The 17,983-nt window shown below is 34.7% G+C and carries 19 protein-coding genes and 1 tRNA gene; 4 read left to right on the top strand and 16 right to left on the bottom strand.

The genetic code is table 11. The features are described from left to right. Positions 1-4 precede the first annotated feature (4 nt). The 4 genes from nagB to nagZ all read right to left on the bottom strand — a co-directional run bounded on the left by nagB (position 5) and on the right by nagZ (position 5,369). Complete coding sequence (gene nagB / locus ACFW35_RS05040) at positions 5-724, bottom strand: glucosamine-6-phosphate deaminase (RefSeq protein ID WP_379844217.1); 720 nt, start codon at positions 722-724, stop codon at positions 5-7. Continuing rightward, entirely contained in the window at positions 721-1,908 is a 1,188-nt protein-coding gene (gene nagA, locus ACFW35_RS05035) for an N-acetylglucosamine-6-phosphate deacetylase (protein WP_379844215.1), read from the bottom strand. The genes nagB and nagA overlap by 4 nt, the downstream gene beginning before the upstream one ends. Before the next feature lie 119 nt (positions 1,909-2,027). Continuing rightward, a complete protein-coding gene (locus ACFW35_RS05030; RefSeq protein WP_379844214.1) occupies positions 2,028-3,290 on the bottom strand; it encodes an exo-beta-N-acetylmuramidase NamZ family protein in 1,263 nt (420 codons plus the stop codon). A gap of 18 nt (positions 3,291-3,308) precedes the next feature. Continuing rightward, positions 3,309-5,369 carry a beta-N-acetylhexosaminidase gene (gene nagZ / locus ACFW35_RS05025; protein WP_379847392.1) on the bottom strand — a complete coding sequence of 687 codons (2,061 nt, stop codon included), beginning with the start codon at positions 5,367-5,369 and terminating at the stop codon, positions 3,309-3,311. 335 nt (positions 5,370-5,704) lie between these two features. On the opposite strand from nagZ, the gene ACFW35_RS05020 reads away from it, so the two are divergent. After that, a tRNA-Ala gene (locus tag ACFW35_RS05020) sits at positions 5,705-5,780 on the top strand. Positions 5,781-6,244: 464 nt separating this feature from the next. Here the strand turns inward: ACFW35_RS05020 and ACFW35_RS05015 are convergent. The 11 genes from ACFW35_RS05015 to ACFW35_RS04965 form a co-directional block, all read right to left on the bottom strand. Next, complete coding sequence (locus ACFW35_RS05015; protein WP_379844212.1) at positions 6,245-6,757, bottom strand: ankyrin repeat domain-containing protein; 513 nt, start codon at positions 6,755-6,757, stop codon at positions 6,245-6,247. A gap of 405 nt (positions 6,758-7,162) precedes the next feature. Then, a complete protein-coding gene (locus ACFW35_RS05010) occupies positions 7,163-7,459 on the bottom strand; it encodes a hypothetical protein (RefSeq protein ID WP_379844211.1) in 297 nt (98 codons plus the stop codon). A gap of 137 nt (positions 7,460-7,596) precedes the next feature. Continuing rightward, the gene (locus tag ACFW35_RS05005) at positions 7,597-7,848 is read right to left on the bottom strand and encodes a hypothetical protein (RefSeq protein WP_379844209.1); all 252 of its coding nucleotides are present in this window, start codon (positions 7,846-7,848) and stop codon (positions 7,597-7,599) included. A 152-nt stretch (positions 7,849-8,000) separates the two neighbouring features. After that, positions 8,001-8,297 carry an antibiotic biosynthesis monooxygenase family protein gene (locus ACFW35_RS05000; protein ID WP_379844208.1) on the bottom strand — a complete coding sequence of 99 codons (297 nt, stop codon included), beginning with the start codon at positions 8,295-8,297 and terminating at the stop codon, positions 8,001-8,003. Between the two features lie 521 nt (positions 8,298-8,818). After that, positions 8,819-9,094 (bottom strand): DUF3986 family protein, encoded by a 276-nt coding sequence (locus tag ACFW35_RS04995; RefSeq protein WP_379844206.1) that lies wholly within the window; start codon positions 9,092-9,094, stop codon positions 8,819-8,821. 273 nt (positions 9,095-9,367) lie between these two features. Further along, entirely contained in the window at positions 9,368-10,753 is a 1,386-nt protein-coding gene (locus ACFW35_RS04990) for an LVIVD repeat-containing protein (RefSeq protein ID WP_379844205.1), read from the bottom strand. A gap of 518 nt (positions 10,754-11,271) precedes the next feature. Next, positions 11,272-11,790 carry an AAA family ATPase gene (locus tag ACFW35_RS04985; protein ID WP_379844203.1) on the bottom strand — a complete coding sequence of 173 codons (519 nt, stop codon included), beginning with the start codon at positions 11,788-11,790 and terminating at the stop codon, positions 11,272-11,274. A gap of 159 nt (positions 11,791-11,949) precedes the next feature. Then, positions 11,950-12,132 (bottom strand): PspC domain-containing protein, encoded by a 183-nt coding sequence (locus tag ACFW35_RS04980; RefSeq protein WP_379847391.1) that lies wholly within the window; start codon positions 12,130-12,132, stop codon positions 11,950-11,952. Between the two features lie 502 nt (positions 12,133-12,634). Then, positions 12,635-12,895, bottom strand: a complete 261-nt coding sequence (locus ACFW35_RS04975; RefSeq protein ID WP_379844202.1) for a hypothetical protein — start codon at positions 12,893-12,895, stop codon at positions 12,635-12,637. 139 nt (positions 12,896-13,034) lie between these two features. Then, the gene (locus ACFW35_RS04970; RefSeq protein ID WP_379844200.1) at positions 13,035-13,604 is read right to left on the bottom strand and encodes a hypothetical protein; all 570 of its coding nucleotides are present in this window, start codon (positions 13,602-13,604) and stop codon (positions 13,035-13,037) included. A gap of 810 nt (positions 13,605-14,414) precedes the next feature. After that, the gene (locus ACFW35_RS04965; protein WP_379844199.1) at positions 14,415-14,672 is read right to left on the bottom strand and encodes a hypothetical protein; all 258 of its coding nucleotides are present in this window, start codon (positions 14,670-14,672) and stop codon (positions 14,415-14,417) included. 674 nt (positions 14,673-15,346) lie between these two features. Between ACFW35_RS04965 and ACFW35_RS04960 the strand changes: the two genes are divergently transcribed. After that, positions 15,347-15,853 (top strand): DUF4871 domain-containing protein, encoded by a 507-nt coding sequence (locus ACFW35_RS04960; protein ID WP_379844197.1) that lies wholly within the window; start codon positions 15,347-15,349, stop codon positions 15,851-15,853. Between the two features lie 15 nt (positions 15,854-15,868). Here the strand turns inward: ACFW35_RS04960 and ACFW35_RS04955 are convergent, their stop codons facing one another. Further along, complete coding sequence (locus ACFW35_RS04955; RefSeq protein WP_379844196.1) at positions 15,869-16,753, bottom strand: helix-turn-helix domain-containing protein; 885 nt, start codon at positions 16,751-16,753, stop codon at positions 15,869-15,871. Positions 16,754-16,971: 218 nt separating this feature from the next. On the opposite strand from ACFW35_RS04955, the gene ACFW35_RS04950 reads away from it, so the two are divergent. Then, positions 16,972-17,106 (top strand): hypothetical protein, encoded by a 135-nt coding sequence (locus tag ACFW35_RS04950; RefSeq protein WP_379844194.1) that lies wholly within the window; start codon positions 16,972-16,974, stop codon positions 17,104-17,106. A gap of 90 nt (positions 17,107-17,196) precedes the next feature. After that, positions 17,197-17,970, top strand: coding sequence for a twin-arginine translocase subunit TatC (tatC, locus tag ACFW35_RS04945; RefSeq protein ID WP_379844193.1), 774 nt, complete (start codon positions 17,197-17,199; stop codon positions 17,968-17,970). The last annotated feature ends 13 nt before the right edge of the window (positions 17,971-17,983 follow it).

The following is a 17,983-nucleotide window of genomic DNA, read 5'->3' as shown; positions in this document are numbered from 1 at the left end:
TGGGTCAACTCTCCTTATCTAAAAGCTTTCTAGCACCTTTGTCCGCAAGCACTGTAACATTTGGATGGTTTATTAATGCTGTTGCAGGTATATTTTCATTTAATGATCCTTTAAAAAGCTCTTTTACAGCATTCGCTTTCCTCTCACCGATCGCGAGAAGAAGGACCTCTTTACTCTCAAGTATCGTTCCAATCCCCATGGTAATCGCTTGTTTAGGCTGTTCACTGTCAACAAAATATTTAGCATTCGCTTTAAGCGTAGAATCTGTAAGCTGTACAATATGTGTTCTTGCATCAAAACTGGTACCCGGTTCATTAAAACCGATATGGCCATTTTCTCCAATTCCTAAAACTTGCAGATCTATGCCGCCAAGCTCTTTAATCATCTGTTCATATCTGCTGCACTCTTCTATTAAACTAGCTGCCTCACCATCTGGAATATGAGTTTGGTCTCTGGGAATATCAATATGTCGGAATAAGTGCTCCTCCATGTAAGCGTGGTATGTTGCAGATCCCACGTATTCATCCAAATTAACAGTGTGTATATGCTGAAAAGTTTGCTTACATTCTTTACTATATTTTGAAAGATAGCGGTACATGCCTTGTGGCGTTCTACCGGTTGCGAGGCCAAGAACTAATCTTTTAGCAGACTTTACTTTTGTAAATAATATCTCTGCCGCTATTCTGCTGAGTTCTTCTTCATCTGAAACCGATATTAGTTTCAAACTTTCTCCTCCTTTCTCCGATAGGCAAGTTCTCCTCGGCAAAAAGTCATGCACACATTATAATCTTCTGTTAATACTGTTATATCAGCGTCTTTTCCTTTTGACAGGCTACCCTTTTTGTCATAAATGTTTAATTCCTTCGCAGCATTCACGCTTGTCATTTTTACGATATCGGCAATGGAACAGTTCGTAAATTTCATCATGTTTTTCACTGCATCATTCATGCTCAAAATACTGCCTGCAAGTGTACCATCTTCTAAATAAGCTCTTCCATTTTTCACAGTTACTTGCTGCCCGCCTAAAGTATAAGTACCTTCACCTAACCCTTTAGCTCGCATGGAATCTGTAATGAGAACTGTACGGTCTGGTCCTGTTGAATGGTATGCAAGATTCATCATTTCCGGGCTGGCATGCACACCGTCAACAATCATCTCCACGTTTAATTCCTTCTGAATAAGTGCCGCACCGGCAACTCCTGGGTCTCGATGATGCATACCTCTCATTCCATTAAATAGATGTGTAACGTGAGAGATGCCCGATTTAATTCCTTCTTTAACTTCTTCAAAAGTACTGTCGCTATGGCCAATTGAAGCTATAATGCCATTGCTCGATAGATAAGAAGCTAAATCAAGACCTCCCTCCATCTCTGGAGCAAGTGTCACTAACTTGATCTGGTTTCGGGCTTTTTCCTGCCATTGTTTAAACCGTTCTACATTTGGCATTTCTATAAAACCTTTTGGCTGAGCACCCGCCCGCTTTGGAGAAATAAATGGCCCTTCCAGGTGAATTCCAGCAATCTCAGCTGATCCAGGTTTTTGGTTTTCAATAAAGGATGCTGTCTGAGCTAATGCTTCTTCAATATGAAGAGTGTTTTCCGTCATCGTTGTCGCCAAGAATGAAGTTGTTCCTTCTGCAGGCAAGACTTCAGCCATAATTGACAAAGCTTCCTCTGTTCCATCCATGACATCTGCACCTGACGCTCCATGAATATGAAGGTCAATCATACCCGGAACCATAATCGAACCTGAAGGCATCTCATAAGTTTCTGCTTCTTCATCATCTGTTAGTGGATTCAATCCGCCAACGTATTCAATTTTTCCGTTTTTTATAAAAAGATAGCCATTTTTAACAAGAGATCCGTTCTCATCTATATAATCACCATGCAATAATACTCCCGGCTTCATGTCCACTCCCCTTTATAACTTTATGCCAAGCGTATCATTGTTATGACTAGTTGTCTATACCAGTCAGAAAATTCAAATAAAAAAGCTAAGGCCAAGTGTTCAGCCTTAGCTCCAGTACATTAATAAAGCAAATAGTTCTTTCTTGTTTCTTTAAATTTATTCAATTCATCTTGATAGCGGTTTACGATCTCCTCTACAGAACTTCCAGATTCAATAGCGTCTCTTACCCATCCATTTCCGATTAATAAATCAAAGAAAGATTTACCTGCACTGTCTTCAGCACGGAAAGCAAAATCTTGAGGATACATGTCATGAATCGTTTTCACTAATGTAATACCAGTAAGCACTGGCTGGAATAATTTTTCATCAGTTACGTGTATTTCAACCCCATGCGATAGTTTGCTTACATGCTTTGAAAATGATGGTATGAAAGATGCGGAACGGAACTTCACTCCTGGAAGTGCTTGTTCGTTTAATGCTTCAGCAAGATCATCCCCATTTATAAAAGGAGCTCCGATCAACTCAAAAGGTTTCGTAGTTCCTCTTCCTTCTGAAACATTAGTCCCTTCAATTAAGGCTGCACCAGGATAAGTGATAGCTGTATCCTTTGTAGGCATATTTGGAGAAGGAAGCACCCATTCGAGTCCACTGTCCTCATATGTCCAAGATCTCTTCCAGCCTTTCATTTCAACAACTTCCAAATCAGCACCGATATTGAATTCTTCATTAAAGAGTTTCGCAAGTTCACCAACCGTCATCCCGTGTCTTAATGGGATCGGGTAGAGACCAACAAACGATGAATAAGATGGATCCAATACTGGCCCTTCTACTTGTTCTCCGCCAAGCGGATTAGGTCTGTCTAATACAACAAATGGAATATTGTTTTCCTTAGCGGCTTCCATCGCATAGGCCATCGTATAGATGTATGTGTAGAATCGAGTCCCTACATCCTGAATATCAAAGACCAATACATCAATGCCTTCAAGCATTTCAGGAGTTGGCTTTTTTGTTTTCCCATATAAGCTATATACAGGAAGTCCTGTTTTAGGATCTGTATAAAACTCAACGTACTGACCCGCCTGGGCACTTCCTCTTACTCCATGTTCGGGACCGTATAATGCCTTTAATTCGATGTCCGGGTGATTGTACAGCACATCAACTATACTGTTCAATTCACGGTCAACACCTGTTGGATTTGTGATCAAGCCCACATTTTTACCTTCTAATAAAGAAACCTGATCACTCATCAGCATCTCTAGACCAGTCTTGAAATTTTGTCTATGCTGAAAGCTTTCACCCTTTGTTGCGTTCAAAATTTGTGTACCAGGGAGCATAATTAAAACCAGAGCCAAAACTGTTAAAAATAATCCCCATTTTTTCATCTCGACATTCCTCCTCTATTAATAACTTAAACCGTGTCCAAATGGATAAAGTACAGTATCAGCATCTCTATAAATCGTTACTGGAAGCTTTCCTGATGGGTTATTTAGACCAAAGATCGTTTCTGCCGCAGCTTTGAAACTTGCATCTCTAAAACCGTACTGAGTGATATAAGCAGTAACTTCCGGAAAAGCCATAATGTCATATGGATTTCTAATTCCTACAGCAACAGTCTTATCAGGCGCAGCCTGAATAACTTGATTTACCATCTGCATTTGAGGAGACGATGGCGAACGACCAGATACATTGAATGTGTACGTTCCGAGCACTACTAGATCTGCATTTCTTACCTTAGTTAATTGCGCTTCACTTAGAGGCTGTGTTGATTTAATCAATTCAACTGACGAGTGATGAGCAGCTAGAGCTTTCTGCAGATTTTCACTATATGTGTTTCCAATAACTACAACAGAGTCTAGGTTATTTTTATCAGTAGGCAACAAGCCATTGTTTTGTACTAAAGTAATCGATTTGCGGGCAACTTCTAGTTCTGTTTCTTTATGAGTGATGTTTCCAACCACTTCTTCTGCATGTTCAATCTTTTCCTCCACTGGAGTCTCAGTTACTTGTTTGAAAATTCCGCGCTTAGCTTTTAATGTCAGCAGCCGTTCAACAGACTGATTTAACCTTTCTTCAGTAATTTCACCTTTTTCAACTGCTTCATATAATCCGTTAGCCACTTCTTCTAAGCCTACCGGCATTAAAATAATATCTGTACCAGCATTGACCGCTCGTATTACAGCATCTACAGGACCAAAGTGATCGGCAATTGCTTTCATATTTAGTGCATCAGTAGATATGACACCATCAAATCCCATTTCATTTCTCATTAAGTTTGTTAGCACTTCGTATGACAATGTTGCAGGCAGCGCTATTTCTGTACCGTCCTTTTTTGAAATAACTGTTGTCGGATCAATCTTAGGGAAAGTGACATGTGCAGTCATTATTGCATCTATCCCTTCATCCATTGCCTGCTGAAAAGGATAAAGTTCTACTTCTAAAAGACGCTCTTTATCATGCGGGACAGAAGGAAGTCCTAAATGTGAATCAGTTGCAGTATCTCCGTGACCTGGAAAGTGCTTAGCAGTTGCAGCCATGCCTGAATTTTGCAGTCCTTTTGTGTAAGCTGTTCCTAAGTCAGCAACTAGCTGTGGATCTTCACCAAACGAACGAACTCCAATAACTGGGTTATCAGGATTGTTATTCACATCTAAGACAGGCGCTAAATTCATGTTTATTCCTAAAGAATGAAGCTCTGATCCGATTGCATGTCCGACAGATTCTGCCAGTTCTGTTGATCTTGTTGCACCAAGCGCCATATTTCCTGGGAAATCGGTACCACTCTGCAAACGTGTCACAATTCCTCCTTCTTGGTCGATTGAAAGGAGTAAGCCATAATCTTCATTTGCCTTTTTATATTCATCAACAAGTCTTACTGTTTGTTCAGTTGTTACAACATTTTCACGAAACAGGATGACTCCGCCAAGATTATATTTCTTAACTAGCTCTTTAATTTCATCATTCATTTCTGTAACAGGCTGTCCATTCCAGTTACGGAAATCTGGCATTAACATCTGGCCAACTTTTTCTTTCACTGACATGGAACTTACAGCATTTGAAATGATGTCATATTTATGCCCTTTTTGTTTGTCAAAATTTGCTTCACCATGTTTAACATGTATACCGATTCTGTCGTATGATTTTCCATTTGTAACAAAAATAAATGTTTTTCCGCTCTGGCCGCTTAATGTAACGACACCTTCATTTGAAACGGATGCGACATTTTTATTCAAGGATCCCCATTTAAGATTGTCTTTCACTTCAACATATTTACCATTCTCATAAGCTAATAAAGCTGAAAGATCAAAGGTTTCCCCCTTGATTTCATCATTTAGCTGTGGAATATTCTGTGCAATGATTAAATGCCCGTCAGTACCTTGTTCCGCAGAAACAGAATCACTCTTTCCCATTCCACTGAATAATGGAATGATCAATACAGCAACTAAAATTAAAAAACGGATCATTTTAAATGCATTCAATTTTCTAGCCTCCTCTTTTTTGGTAACGCTTTCTTTCTTTGACACTTTTCGGTAGAAAAAAGGAGGTTCCTGTCACATGATGTTAAAACAGAACTTAAGTCCTCTGCAGTACTAGGACTAGTTGTCTATACCAATTTTAATTACTGTTTTTTACAGGTAAGAAAGCCTCATGTAAAAAAGCTTTATCCTTTTTGGACAAAGCTTATTGATCATATCTTTAATTTATTGTTAGAAAAGAGAATATATTTATGCAAAATTAGCCAAAAAAGCTTGCGGCTTATTTTCTAAGAATATATAATTCAATTTGTCAGGACAGAAATGGGGGCTTAGCTCAGCTGGGAGAGCGTTTGGCTGGCAGCCAAAAGGTCAGCGGTTCGATCCCGCTAGTCTCCACCATACATAACGATAAAAACCCTTGAGTAATCAAGGGTTTTGTTTTTTTATAAATGGCAAATTTTTATCAAATAAAATTGATTAAACGTAAAGGTTCACATTTGGTTCACCTTTAGTTAACTAAAGGGGAAAATAGGATGCTTATTATATGAAAATCGTCTTGTCTTTCATACAGGGTATATTTGCAGTAATTCCGGTTATAAATTGTAAAAAGCACCTCAATTATCTGCTCTGGCTTGCGAATAATCGAGGTGCTTTTTTGTATTCTTTATTTACATTACTTTACTACACTTCGTGAGATAGCTGCACAAGGATAATTATGGTTGGTGTTATAATATGTTCCATCCAGGTTTATTTTAAACAAGAATAAATAATTTCATTTTTTACTTAGAGTTAACAATAAGTAACCATGCTCTTTTTTCCACAAACGCACCCGATTGTCGAATAGTTGTAAATCCGAGGGGAATTTATTTTGAACCTTTTTCTCTTAGAAATAAAGCTACCTGGTCATTTCCGTATTGCTCTGCATACGAAAGAGCAGTATTTCCTTCATCTTCCTCAATATTGACGTCTGCACCATTTTCCACTAAATACTTTACTGTTTCTAAGTGCCCGTAAATGCTAGCTATTATCAATGGAGTAGTTCCATAGTTTGACTTAATATCAATTTCAGCACCATTATTTATTAAAAATTCCACTAGATCTTTATGCCCCTCAGAAGCTGCTTGATACAAAGGGGAAAAACCGTTATTATCCCTAGCATTAATGTTAGCTCTCATTGATAAAAGAAATTGAATAATCTCTATATGGCATTCTTGTGTTGCCCAATGGAGTGGAGTCCACCCCTCATCGTCATTGGTATTTGCATCCGATTCACTTCGTATTAACTGATTCACTTTTCTAAATTGACCTTCGTAAATGGCTCTGACCCATTCTTCTCTATATCTCTTTTTTAGTTTGTTTCTAATTCTCTTTTTCACAGATTATCCCCTTAATTGGATTTAATAAGATCTGATTCAACAATTATTGTTCAATAAAAAAGTGCACTTCTCCTTCTTGAAGAATTGCACGCTTTTGTTGAAGAAAATAACTACCTAAAAAAATACTTGGTTAAAGTCTTATTTTGTTTGCTTGTCTCATATATATCTAAAGAAATCTTATAAGGATATATTTTATGGAAAACTTATTTTTTACACGATTATTGCAATAGACCATCATACAGGAGGGCATTCCATTGGTTAGCAAATTAAAATTTAGTTTAATATTGATCTATGCATTATTCGTTACTGCAATTTCATCAGGGTTTTGGCAATTTCTAATTCAATATGAACTTGCTCCAATATATTTAACAACTAATTGATGCAATTCGATTTGCAGTGCTTTAATCAATCTTGCTGTTCAGATTTTTTTATTGGCATTTTAGTTATTACTATTGGCTTATCAAGCTCTGCATTCGGCAATGGCTGTGGTTCACGTTTATTTGGCATAGTTTGAACATTTTTTGCAGTCGGCGGCAATGGCTCTTCAATAGAATCTCTTATAATGACTTGACGTTGAGGAATATTTGCTTTGGTAATCTCCCTTTTTAAACCAGTATTACTATTGGGCAGGTAACATATTAAGCCGATTATTGAAGTTACACTTAGTGCTAATCCGACAATTACTTTAGTATTAAATTTCATTATCAGACCTCCTTAATACAAATATCACCACGTTTTTAAATATCTATGCTTATTCCACAAGCCTGTCCATTTGTTCATAAGTTCTTTAACAAAATGCACTCCTCCTTTTTGAAGAAATGCACCCTTTATTTGTACAATTAAGATTGCTTAGTTTTTTTTGTGTTATAAGCAAGAGTAAAAGGAATCAATGGCAAGAGGACAAGTATTCTAAACCAATTCTCAGCACCACCAAAATATAAAGATGGTAATAAAAGTGCAATTCCACTAATTAATAGTGCTATCCAAGTTTTTTTCCAGAGCCCCCAAATCAATAGAAGCAATGCAACTCCAATTAATAGCCAAAAAATGAGACCCACCCAATAAAAGCCCACTTGTTCCATTTGTTCCATTTATTCACCCCATTTAACTATTTACTGTATATCAATAAATTATATGTACTTATTCAACAATCCTGCACGTTTGTTCAATAAGTTCCATAAAAAAGTGCACTCTCCTTCCGAAGAAATGCATCCTTTTGTGGAAGATACTAAAAATGATATCTTTACGAGAGGTTTACTGATTCAAAATGTTCTACTATTGGAAATGGATCATAAAAATGATGAAGCTGTTCTTTCCACGTTTGGTATTCTACTGATTGTCTAAAACCTACTGTATGATCTTCTAAACTTTCCCATTTAACTAAAAGTAAATACTTCCCTTTTACCTCCATACATCGTTGTAATTCGTGAGATATGTAGCCTTTCATTGATGAAATAATCTTTGAAGCATTATAAAAGGCTTCTTCATATTCCCCTTCCATTCCTTGTTTAACTTGTAGCATAACAGCTTCCAATATCATGTAATCACTCCTTATTTAAAGTATAACAACAATAAATTCGAATATTGCAAGTATAATTACATTAACTTGCCCCAACATAAAAAAGGCATATTTCTTACAGAAAAGCACCCGATTGTGGAATAACTCATTAGCTCCTATTAGCTAGTTTAGGTGAAGAAATCGCTTTTACAAGTACCCTGTACAATGGCTAGTGTTTCGAGAATAGATACTAGAATTATTAGAATTCCTAAGGCAAATGCTCCTCCTTCAATTGAAAAAAGTGAAATTAACTTTGAGAAAAATGACTCCTCTTTTGTATTTAAATATAAAAAATAACCTCCCAACACTATAAAAAACACCCCTATAAAGAAACCAACAAAGTTACACATTGATAAACCTCCAAAAATCACTCATATTTTGTCTTAGTAAGAATACTAGAACCTGTTTATCCCACATACACCTGCCCTTTAATTCAATAAGAAAAAGCCATTCTCCTTCCTGGAGAATAGCACCCGATTGCTTAATAAGGAGTTCAATTGATATTAGATTATTTTATGTAAGGTTAGCCACTTCTCAAATCGTTTAACTCCGATATCATAATTAAGTTCCTTGTCGTGGATTGAAAAAATTCTTGTTCCATTTCCCAATAATGTTAATTCATTTTCTTGGGTAGTATTTTTGATCCCATAATGTTTAAAATCAAAGAAGATATCCCATATATCCTCTGATAGTCTCTTGTAAGCAATAGACTCATAATCGCAATTATTTTCATAATAACCTAAATGCAGATGATATTTATCGTCATACAATTTATCCATTTTGTACCCCTTTAATTAAATTATTTGTCCTACTAAAGCTCCTGATTGCTGAAAAAGAACTATTCATTTATTCTCCGTTACTGACTCATGAAAGAGAATCTTTAGTTTTTGATGGCTTTTAATTTTTCAATATGCTGTTGATTTTTCCCATGTGTAATCTATATATACCAGCCAGCATCAATGTAGACATTCCATTGATTCAATGATCATCTTCTTAAGAAAAAGCACATTCCATGATAGGAATGTGCTCGATACTCTTATTTTGGTATTTTTTTATACTCCACCCATTCTGTTCATGTTGGGACCGCCGGTTTTTTGTAAAACCTTTAAGCCAGATCCGATATCAGATGCCAAGATATAGTTCTGGTCCACAAAAACTCCCCATATGTTTGCTTTGCTTGGGATATACATACCTGTCTGTTGTGGTGAAGATGGGTCGGTGATATCGACCGTTCTGACTCCGCCAGAATAATGTGAAAGGTATAATGTATTCCCGTGCACTTTTGGATCATGGACAGTAGCCCCATTAGGGATCGTTTCGGTAAATTCTGTCCTAAATGTACTTAGTAGCTCAGGATTAGTTTTATCTTTAATATCATAGATCATCGTATAGCCATAAGCAGATTCGAATCCCTCTCTTGTTGGGCCGAATACTTCTCTTGTCTCAACCAGTACAGTTCCGCCTTTTGCAAGATCCATGGAATGTGCCGCTCCTTGGACATCTGAAGCAAAGTCTGTTCTTCCGAGATATACAGGATTTTTCGCATCACTTATATCTAACATGATGGTCCCTAAATCCCAGTAAGAAAGGAAAGCCGTTTTTCCTGTTCCATCTGTTTTTACACTATGAGCAAACGCAGCACGCTGTATGCCTTCCTCATCTGTCCAATTGTAACCATCATAATTTTCATCGCTGACTTCAGGTATGTAGGCACGAGGATTAAACTCATAAATGGTGTTCGGATTCGTAGGGTTGGATACATCCACAATGGAAACATCCATTTTTTTGCCATGCGAGTAATAGTCAGCATAGCAATCCGCAGTCAGAACATAAACATTATCTCCTTGTACGGTCAAATACAGCTCATGTGTACCCCTTGCTCCAGAAGAAGAGGATTCCCAGAAACCGAGCTTTTTAGGTTCACGAGGATTCGTAACATCATATAATACAAAACCGCCCTGTGAATTTGGATCTTTCTGATCCATCTTTTGGACACTTACTGCCGCTAGGTCACCTTTAAAATGTTTCGTGTTTACCGTTTTGACGATTACTTTTTCTTGCCAGGTACCTTGAATAGCAGCAAATACTGAAACTTCAACTGGGTTGGAAGGATCTTTCATATCAAAAACTCTGACACCTCCCCCTCCGCCATTCGCTCGGTGTGTTCCTAAATAGGCAAACCCTTTATGGGCATAAACATCTCCTGTTGAGTTTTTTACACCGTCTCGGATTTCTTTCAATGGAACAGCAGCCACTTCCTTAAGATTGCCAGTATTCTTACTACCCTCAAGCAATGGAACAGTTAATTCGACACCGGCAAGGTTATCGCCTTTTTCCTCTCCTCCCCCAATCTCATCATGGGCTAAAACAGAAGTTCCTCCTGCTGAAAATACTAATGCACCTACCAATGCAGTTTTCACTAAAATTTCACTTTTCATTTTTTTCACCCCTATCAAATAATTAAAACAACCAATTATGTACGAACATACTGCCGCGACTAAACGTTTTAAAAAAAACATTAGCTAGTAGATATGTTATATAAATAATAATGAATATTCTGTCATTTTTATATGAACTATATTTCCTAATCTTTCTACATAAAGAGACATTCCTATCTTCATTCTTCTTGACTAGAAAATTTTTAATATATGAGGTTTATACTAAGTATTGTTTGTTACTCACTAGGTCTTTTAACTCTAATCCAGCCAATTGCACTAGATTTCCAAAGAAGGGTACATTACTTATTACAGGAAACGCACCCTTTAGTTTAAGAACGGGCTTCTCATTTTTTTATTATTGGTATCTTGATAGGCATAAACTTCTCCCAAAATCAGATACACTACCTTAGTGCCAATTCACTAAAAATATCTAATGTATTTCCTACGTAATTTAACATCGTCTGCAAAAAAAATTGTATCCAGGTGCACCGATGTATTGGGCTGTCGCAAACATAAGTTTACTGTCGTTGGTGTTTATTTTCTTCGCTTTGACGGATGATCTCATTAACGACGTGATCGATCGGTGCGGTGGCGTCGATTATAATCCCGTTTTTGGGAACGCCTTCTTTCGTTTGATGCAAGCGCGAAATGATTTCCCGTTCCTCTGGTCTGCCACCCCAGTCAGTTGGGTCCAGTGCCACTCGCTCATCAATCCGCCGAAGACAGGTTTCCAGGTCGATCTCAAGGACAAACACGCCGTCGAAGAGATCGATGAATTTGGGGAAATTCCGTGAACCACCGCAGAAAAATGTTACCGCCTCATCCTGATTGGCGACCAAAGCTTTTACTTTATCTACATGCCAAATGTGGTGTTCGGGTTTAGAGCCATTCGTCGGGGTACCAGTTTCCGGATCGCCTTGATAAGCCAATTCACGGTCACCATGAATGGCCTGGTAGCCGCGCCGCTGTAATTCGTTGCAGACCGTAGTTTTGCCTGTGCCGGAAACACCTTCAATCAGATAATTTCTAATGCCCATGATTAGACCCTCCATTTAACTAGATAAGCACATTATATTAGGTATCTCTTTTGTCACTAAACTGAACCGTTACTTCAATAGTGTTTAACCAAAAAAGCGTTACTCCTTCTTCGTCAACGCACCCTTTAATTGAATAAAGATGGATGTTAATACATTTATTTATAGTGATGGAGGGCTATCAGGAAGAGAATTAGAAAGAATTAAATAGATAATTAAATTAGCAGGTAAAAATATAAATAACAGTCTTACCATAAAAGAAGATATACCAAAATACTCAGCTATTCCTCCACAGACCCCAGAAATCGACTTATCTGTTGATGATTTTCTTAATTTCTTATCCAGTGCAATTGCACCCTTTCCATAAAGAACCTTTGTTCCACAATCCTGCACGTTTGTTGAATAAATTCCATAAAAAAAGGCGTTAATCCTTCCTGGATCAACGCACCCGATAGTTTAAGTGCATTTCACAAACTGGTCAAAAAGGAACCATTAATAACGATTTCTCAACTCACGATTTTAGTAGAAAATGATTTATGAGTTTAAAAAAGATCCTATATTCTATAATAATTCGTGGTGTAAACTTCTTCATCGCAATACACACAATAACCTTTTCCATTAGTAATAGGTATTGGAGAAATACAAAGTGAACAAAGGATAACTTCTCTTTGACTGTATTTTTGAGCTTCCTCTTCTTGTAGCTTTTTTTGAGCTTCTTTTTTTGATGTATAAGAACCAATTTCTACTGTCACATTTCTGACATTTTGATGCTGAATTACTGCATAAAGTTTTACATTCTACACATTGCTTCATTTTAATTGGCATTGTACTCACTCTCCAAATTCAATTATAGGTAGTATCTTATCTTTAGTTTGGCTCCCCGACCTTTTGGTGGTTTCAAAACTACCATATCACCATTATGAACATCCATTGAATCATACATTGCGTCACAACAAGAAGCCATCCTATGGTTTGGACCAGGGTAGTACCCTAACGTTCTATGTAAGTCAGCAGATAATATCTCTATATACTTTAATCCATATTTTCTAGACTCTGTTTTTAACTGTTTAATGGTCGCAATAAAATCGTTTTTAGTAGGTACTGACATCATTAGTACTCCTTTATAAGTGTAGATAAAAATTTTCTCTTTTTTTCAACTAAACTGCTACGTTTGTTCAATAAGTTCAATAAAATAGAGCACTTCTCCTTCTTGAAGAAAAGCACCCGATTCCGGAATAAGCAAGCTACTATATATCAAAACTCAGACTAGTTATTTTCCATTCATTATTGTGGAATTTAAATGTTAAATTAAGAAACGTTGGAGGGTTTCTTAACTCTCCTTCTACATTCTTATAAAATTCTCTTATATGCACTCTGTATGTATTACTTTCGTTATGATATTCAAAACCTTGTATTAACCAATCATCCAATTGCTGACCGTTATAAGGAAATAGCAGCCATTGATCATTAGCGTGATTGTTTATGTATAGTTTATTATCCTTATCTTCGAGGAAAAGATCACCTGAGATCATTGATTTAAGTTTTTCTTTATTACCTGAGGTATGAGCATTCACGAAATCTCTAGACAAATTACTTATAACGCTGAACAATTCTTTTTCTTTTTCCTTGATCTCAATTTGTTTTTTTAGTTCCATTATTTTTTGATTTAGTTGATCTTGGTACTTTTCACTTTCATTAATACTAGTCGTTAATATATCTTTATCTTCTTTTAGGTGATTAGTGTTCTCTTTTGTGTTTGAACAGGATGTAATCAGTGAAATGCTACAAACAATTAGCAGAAGGAATATCCTTTTCATTTTTGTCCCCCAATGATATAAATTAACAAAATTATTTATTTGTATAATTCTACCAACTAATTCAAAATCCTTTTAAAACAATCCTGATACGTTTGTTCATAAGTTCCATAAAAAAGCGTTAATCCTTCTTGTGCAAGCCACCTGTTAGTGAGATATCATTTATCTAATTTTCATATTTATAAATGCAACTATCATGGTTAATGGTACACTTAAAACAAATGAGTAAATTAGGATTGTTCTCAAACTAAATTTATAAAAAGGGTTGTATGGATGCTGCACCAAACTAAGTAGCTTAAAGAAGGTACATAAACACAATAAAACAATTAATAAAGTAACCAAAGTGTTAATATCACTCAATTATAACCCTCCAAAGAAACTATTTATTTTATGCACCTGATTACTGAACAAAGATTAGTCTTTTTCCCATCGTAAAAAAGCCCAAAATTCTAATATATCCATTAAAGGGTATGAATGATTCAAATATTCCTCATTAACACCTTAACCATTGGAAAGTCAGCTATTAATAGAAACGGGATATTCATCTATTAAATTATTAATTTCATCTTCTATTTCTTCTTCAACTTCATCTAATTCAGGATTTTCATCTAATCGTTCGTGTTTACTATTTTCAATTTGTTTTACTTATAATTTATAGATAATGATCTACGTAATGATAACCTGCCATAAAAGATAATATTAAATTGGAATTCTTATTGAAAATATTAGTGATTTTTTCTACCACAGACGATCTTCTACTTTCAATTTCCTTGATTAAAACAGTATAGATAAAATGGTATGTAATGTCTCGTTCTATATTTTTTTCTCTTTAGATTTATTTGTACTTTTAGTATGGTAATTATCTAAAGAGAAATCATCATTCAAAAGGTACTCATATATTTTCACTTTTAAAAATTCAGCAACTTTATGTTCCCAATTATCTATACTTCTAAAAAAATAATTAAAGTCCTTTGGACTTACTTCAATTACTTCATAACCTGAATCTGTTAATCTCTCATATTGACTATAACCACTTTCTTGGTCAATTTTCACCTGATAATCATAAAACAAATCATATAGTCCTATTAACCATTACAAGGTATCCACTTCTTCAAAATCAGTTAATTCTTTAGGTATGATATTTTGTTCAGGAATTGGTTTTTCAAACATTAATAAATTCCATGCATCCTCTGCCCAATTGATCATATGCTGTAATTACAAAAAATTTCTGACGCAACTCCCCTTACATCTACCCAGTTATATCTCTGAAAATAGTTCATATCCTCTCTAAACCCAATGAAATCTCTATCATTGTTCTTAAATAAAAACTCACCCTTTTTATATCGAACCATAATTTCATCTTAATCTTCTTCCTTAACGACAACCTAAAACAAAAGAGATAAAATTCCTTTTATTTCCTTTATGATATCAAAACTCTTCATGTTTTTGCATGAAATGTTCCAGTGAAAGAAGATGATTTTGTAAGAGAGCGATTTCCAAACAGTCATGCTACGGAAGTGGTAAAGGAATTAGACGAACCTTATACAACAGATGAAGAGGTTGAAGCGTAAGTACGAGCTCTTTTAGGTATATAAAATAGGCGGTGTTTCCCCACTAAATAGGCTCGTGTTGGTGAAAATACTGATGAAACTTCAATTTCGAATGAAATAATACTAATAAAAAAAGGAATTTTTAGTAAAGTACAGAATAAGAGAAAACATTATAGTTCTTTCTTGGAGGTGCTCATGAAATTAAAATATCTTATAATATTTTGTTTGGCTCTATACCTTATTGGATGTTCATCTGATAACAAGGTCAAAGATTTCACATTACCTAATGATATTCCTAATTTTGTAAAAGAGAATGACTTAAAAGGAATTGATTGGGAACAAAAAGCTACTTTTTTTTCTACTGAAACTGGAACTAAGATTTTAGGGAATAAAATGAAACTAGGTCTATTGGGTCCTGAATTTAAGGTAAATACAGAAGGAAAATGGATGTGGCATTTCTGGGGTGTTCAGAACGGTGATGTAACTGTTGTTGGATACAATAAAGACAACTCTATTAAGCCTGTATTTTATGATGTAGAATCAAAAGATTTCTTTTGGACTAAGGATGGAATAATGGGAGAGGTAAACGGCGCTGATGCTCACTTACCATCTAATATGCTCTTTGAAAAATCCGGTAAATGGGCCTTATTAGTTTATATTAATAATGAACTTTTTGATACTTTGATTCTGGAATTAAAATAAACGTTAAAAAGCTACTTATTTTAAATAAATAGCTTTTTTTTCTTTTGCATGCTTTTCATATAATTCCATACCAAGGAGTTCAAAGAAGAATAATGACCTTTTGTAGTTATTTGCGATCTCTTCATGGTTATCTTTTTCTAATATTTCATAACAAGAACCTTTTTGATAATATAGTTGACCAATTAAAGACATATTTTTCAATTCCAAAGAAAGCTTTATTCCTTTATTAACTAATTCTAGTGCTTTTTTAATATCTCCATTTGAAAAATGAGTTTTAGAATAATTATATAAAACTTTAATCTTATAAATATTAAATGCTTTTGAGGAAATTTGTTCAGAGATAATTTCTTCATAATATCTGTAACTATCTTCAAAACAATTGTTTTCTGCATAAATATTTGCGATCACATTCTTTATTCTTAAGTCTTGAAAATTATGACGTTCATAAACAAAATTATTGGATAAAATATTTTTAAGCTCTTGAATACAATCTAAATAGTGACTAGCTTTCACATAATAACTAGCCATATGGAAGTTCCATTTTAAAAATATGTAAAATGAAATACTTTTTATGTTTGAACCGTTTTTTAGCTCATTAGAAGATAACTCATATATCTCTTGATAATTTTTTCTCTCTGATAATGCTTCGATATAATTTATGGTTTCAATAATATAATCATCCCTATCATATAAAAGCTTTAATAATAAGTAGGGAATACTAACTCTAAGTTTTAGTGATATTTGAAATAAAGTATCAAGATTGGGAAAAACTGTACCTGCCTCTATTCGACTTATTTCAGACTGATTACAAATCCCCTCAGCGAGTTCTTTTTGTGAAATTCCTGCTACTCTCCTAATATTTTTAATTTCTTCTCCAAGTTTTTTACAATTCACAGGCATTCAGCCTTCCCCTTTTTTATAAATTGTAGCAAAAAAAGAAGAAATATTCATAAAAATAAAAAAATTAGTTTATGCATTATTGCATATTTTTTTCAAATTAACTAATAAATGACATTTTAATACATAAAAAACCATTTTTATACTTATTTATAGCAAATTCATCATATTATTTATTATTATAGAATATTCCTAAGAACTATTTTAGGAGGTGTTATTTAATGAAAAATCTTTTGAAAAAGTTAGTTTTAATAGGGTTATTAACTTTACCGCTATTTTCTGAATTTAATAATACTTTAGAGCTCTCTAATGAAGGAACAAAAAGAGATGGAAATGATTTACCTTATGAAAATTGAACTTTCTAATAGCAGATTGTAGGTGTAGTGATCCTATTGAAGACTCACTTAATATTCATTAGTAATACCCACTACAGCAAAGGAGAAGGAATGGATATTAATAAAATTATTGAGTTTAAAATGGCTGCTGCTGTGAAAGAAGAAGGGAGCAATCAACTTCCCTTTTTAGAACATTTACACGAACTTAGAAACAGAATGCTATTTACGGTGGTTGGTTTTATCATCCTGTTTTTTATATCATATATTACAGCTCCTTACTTCATTTTCTACATAAAAAATTCAGCAAAAAATTATGATATTGCATTAAATCTATTTAAAATCACTGAATCAATAACCATGTATATTAAAATCATGTTTATTCAAGCTCTGTGTTTTACTACCCCAATTTTGACTTGTCAAATTTACCTCTTTGCAAAACCAGCACTCAGTAAAAGTACAAGAAAAAAAGTCATTTTCTTAATACCCATAATATCTGGCTTATTTATTTTAGGGTCATTGTTAGGCTTGAGACTTCTTGTACCTTTACTTATGAATTTCTTTATAAATTTTTCTAAAGCCTTAGACATTAATACTATTTATAGCTTTTCTGATTACTTTAACCTAGTTATCGCTATAAGTTTCATCATAGGTTTAGTTTTAGAATTACCTGCTATTTTGATGTTTTTAACATTAATTAAATTGTTGAACCCTTCTAAACTAAGAAAATCCCGAAAATGGGTTTATCCAGTTCTATGCTTTATCGCCTTAATGATTACACCACCTGATCTCATCTCAGATATTATAGTAACCGTATTTTTGTTTGTTCTTTATGAAATAAGTATTATTGGCTCTTCAATAATCTATAAAAGGAGTTTTAAACAGTGAGGATAAAGGAGGT

Origin of the sequence: Fictibacillus sp. NPDC058756, assembly GCF_042746035.1 — a bacterium.
Lineage (GTDB): Bacteria > Bacillota > Bacilli > Bacillales > Fictibacillaceae > Fictibacillus.
The sequence above is the reverse complement of the archived record's forward strand: the minus strand, read 5'-3'. Positions and strand labels throughout refer to the sequence as shown.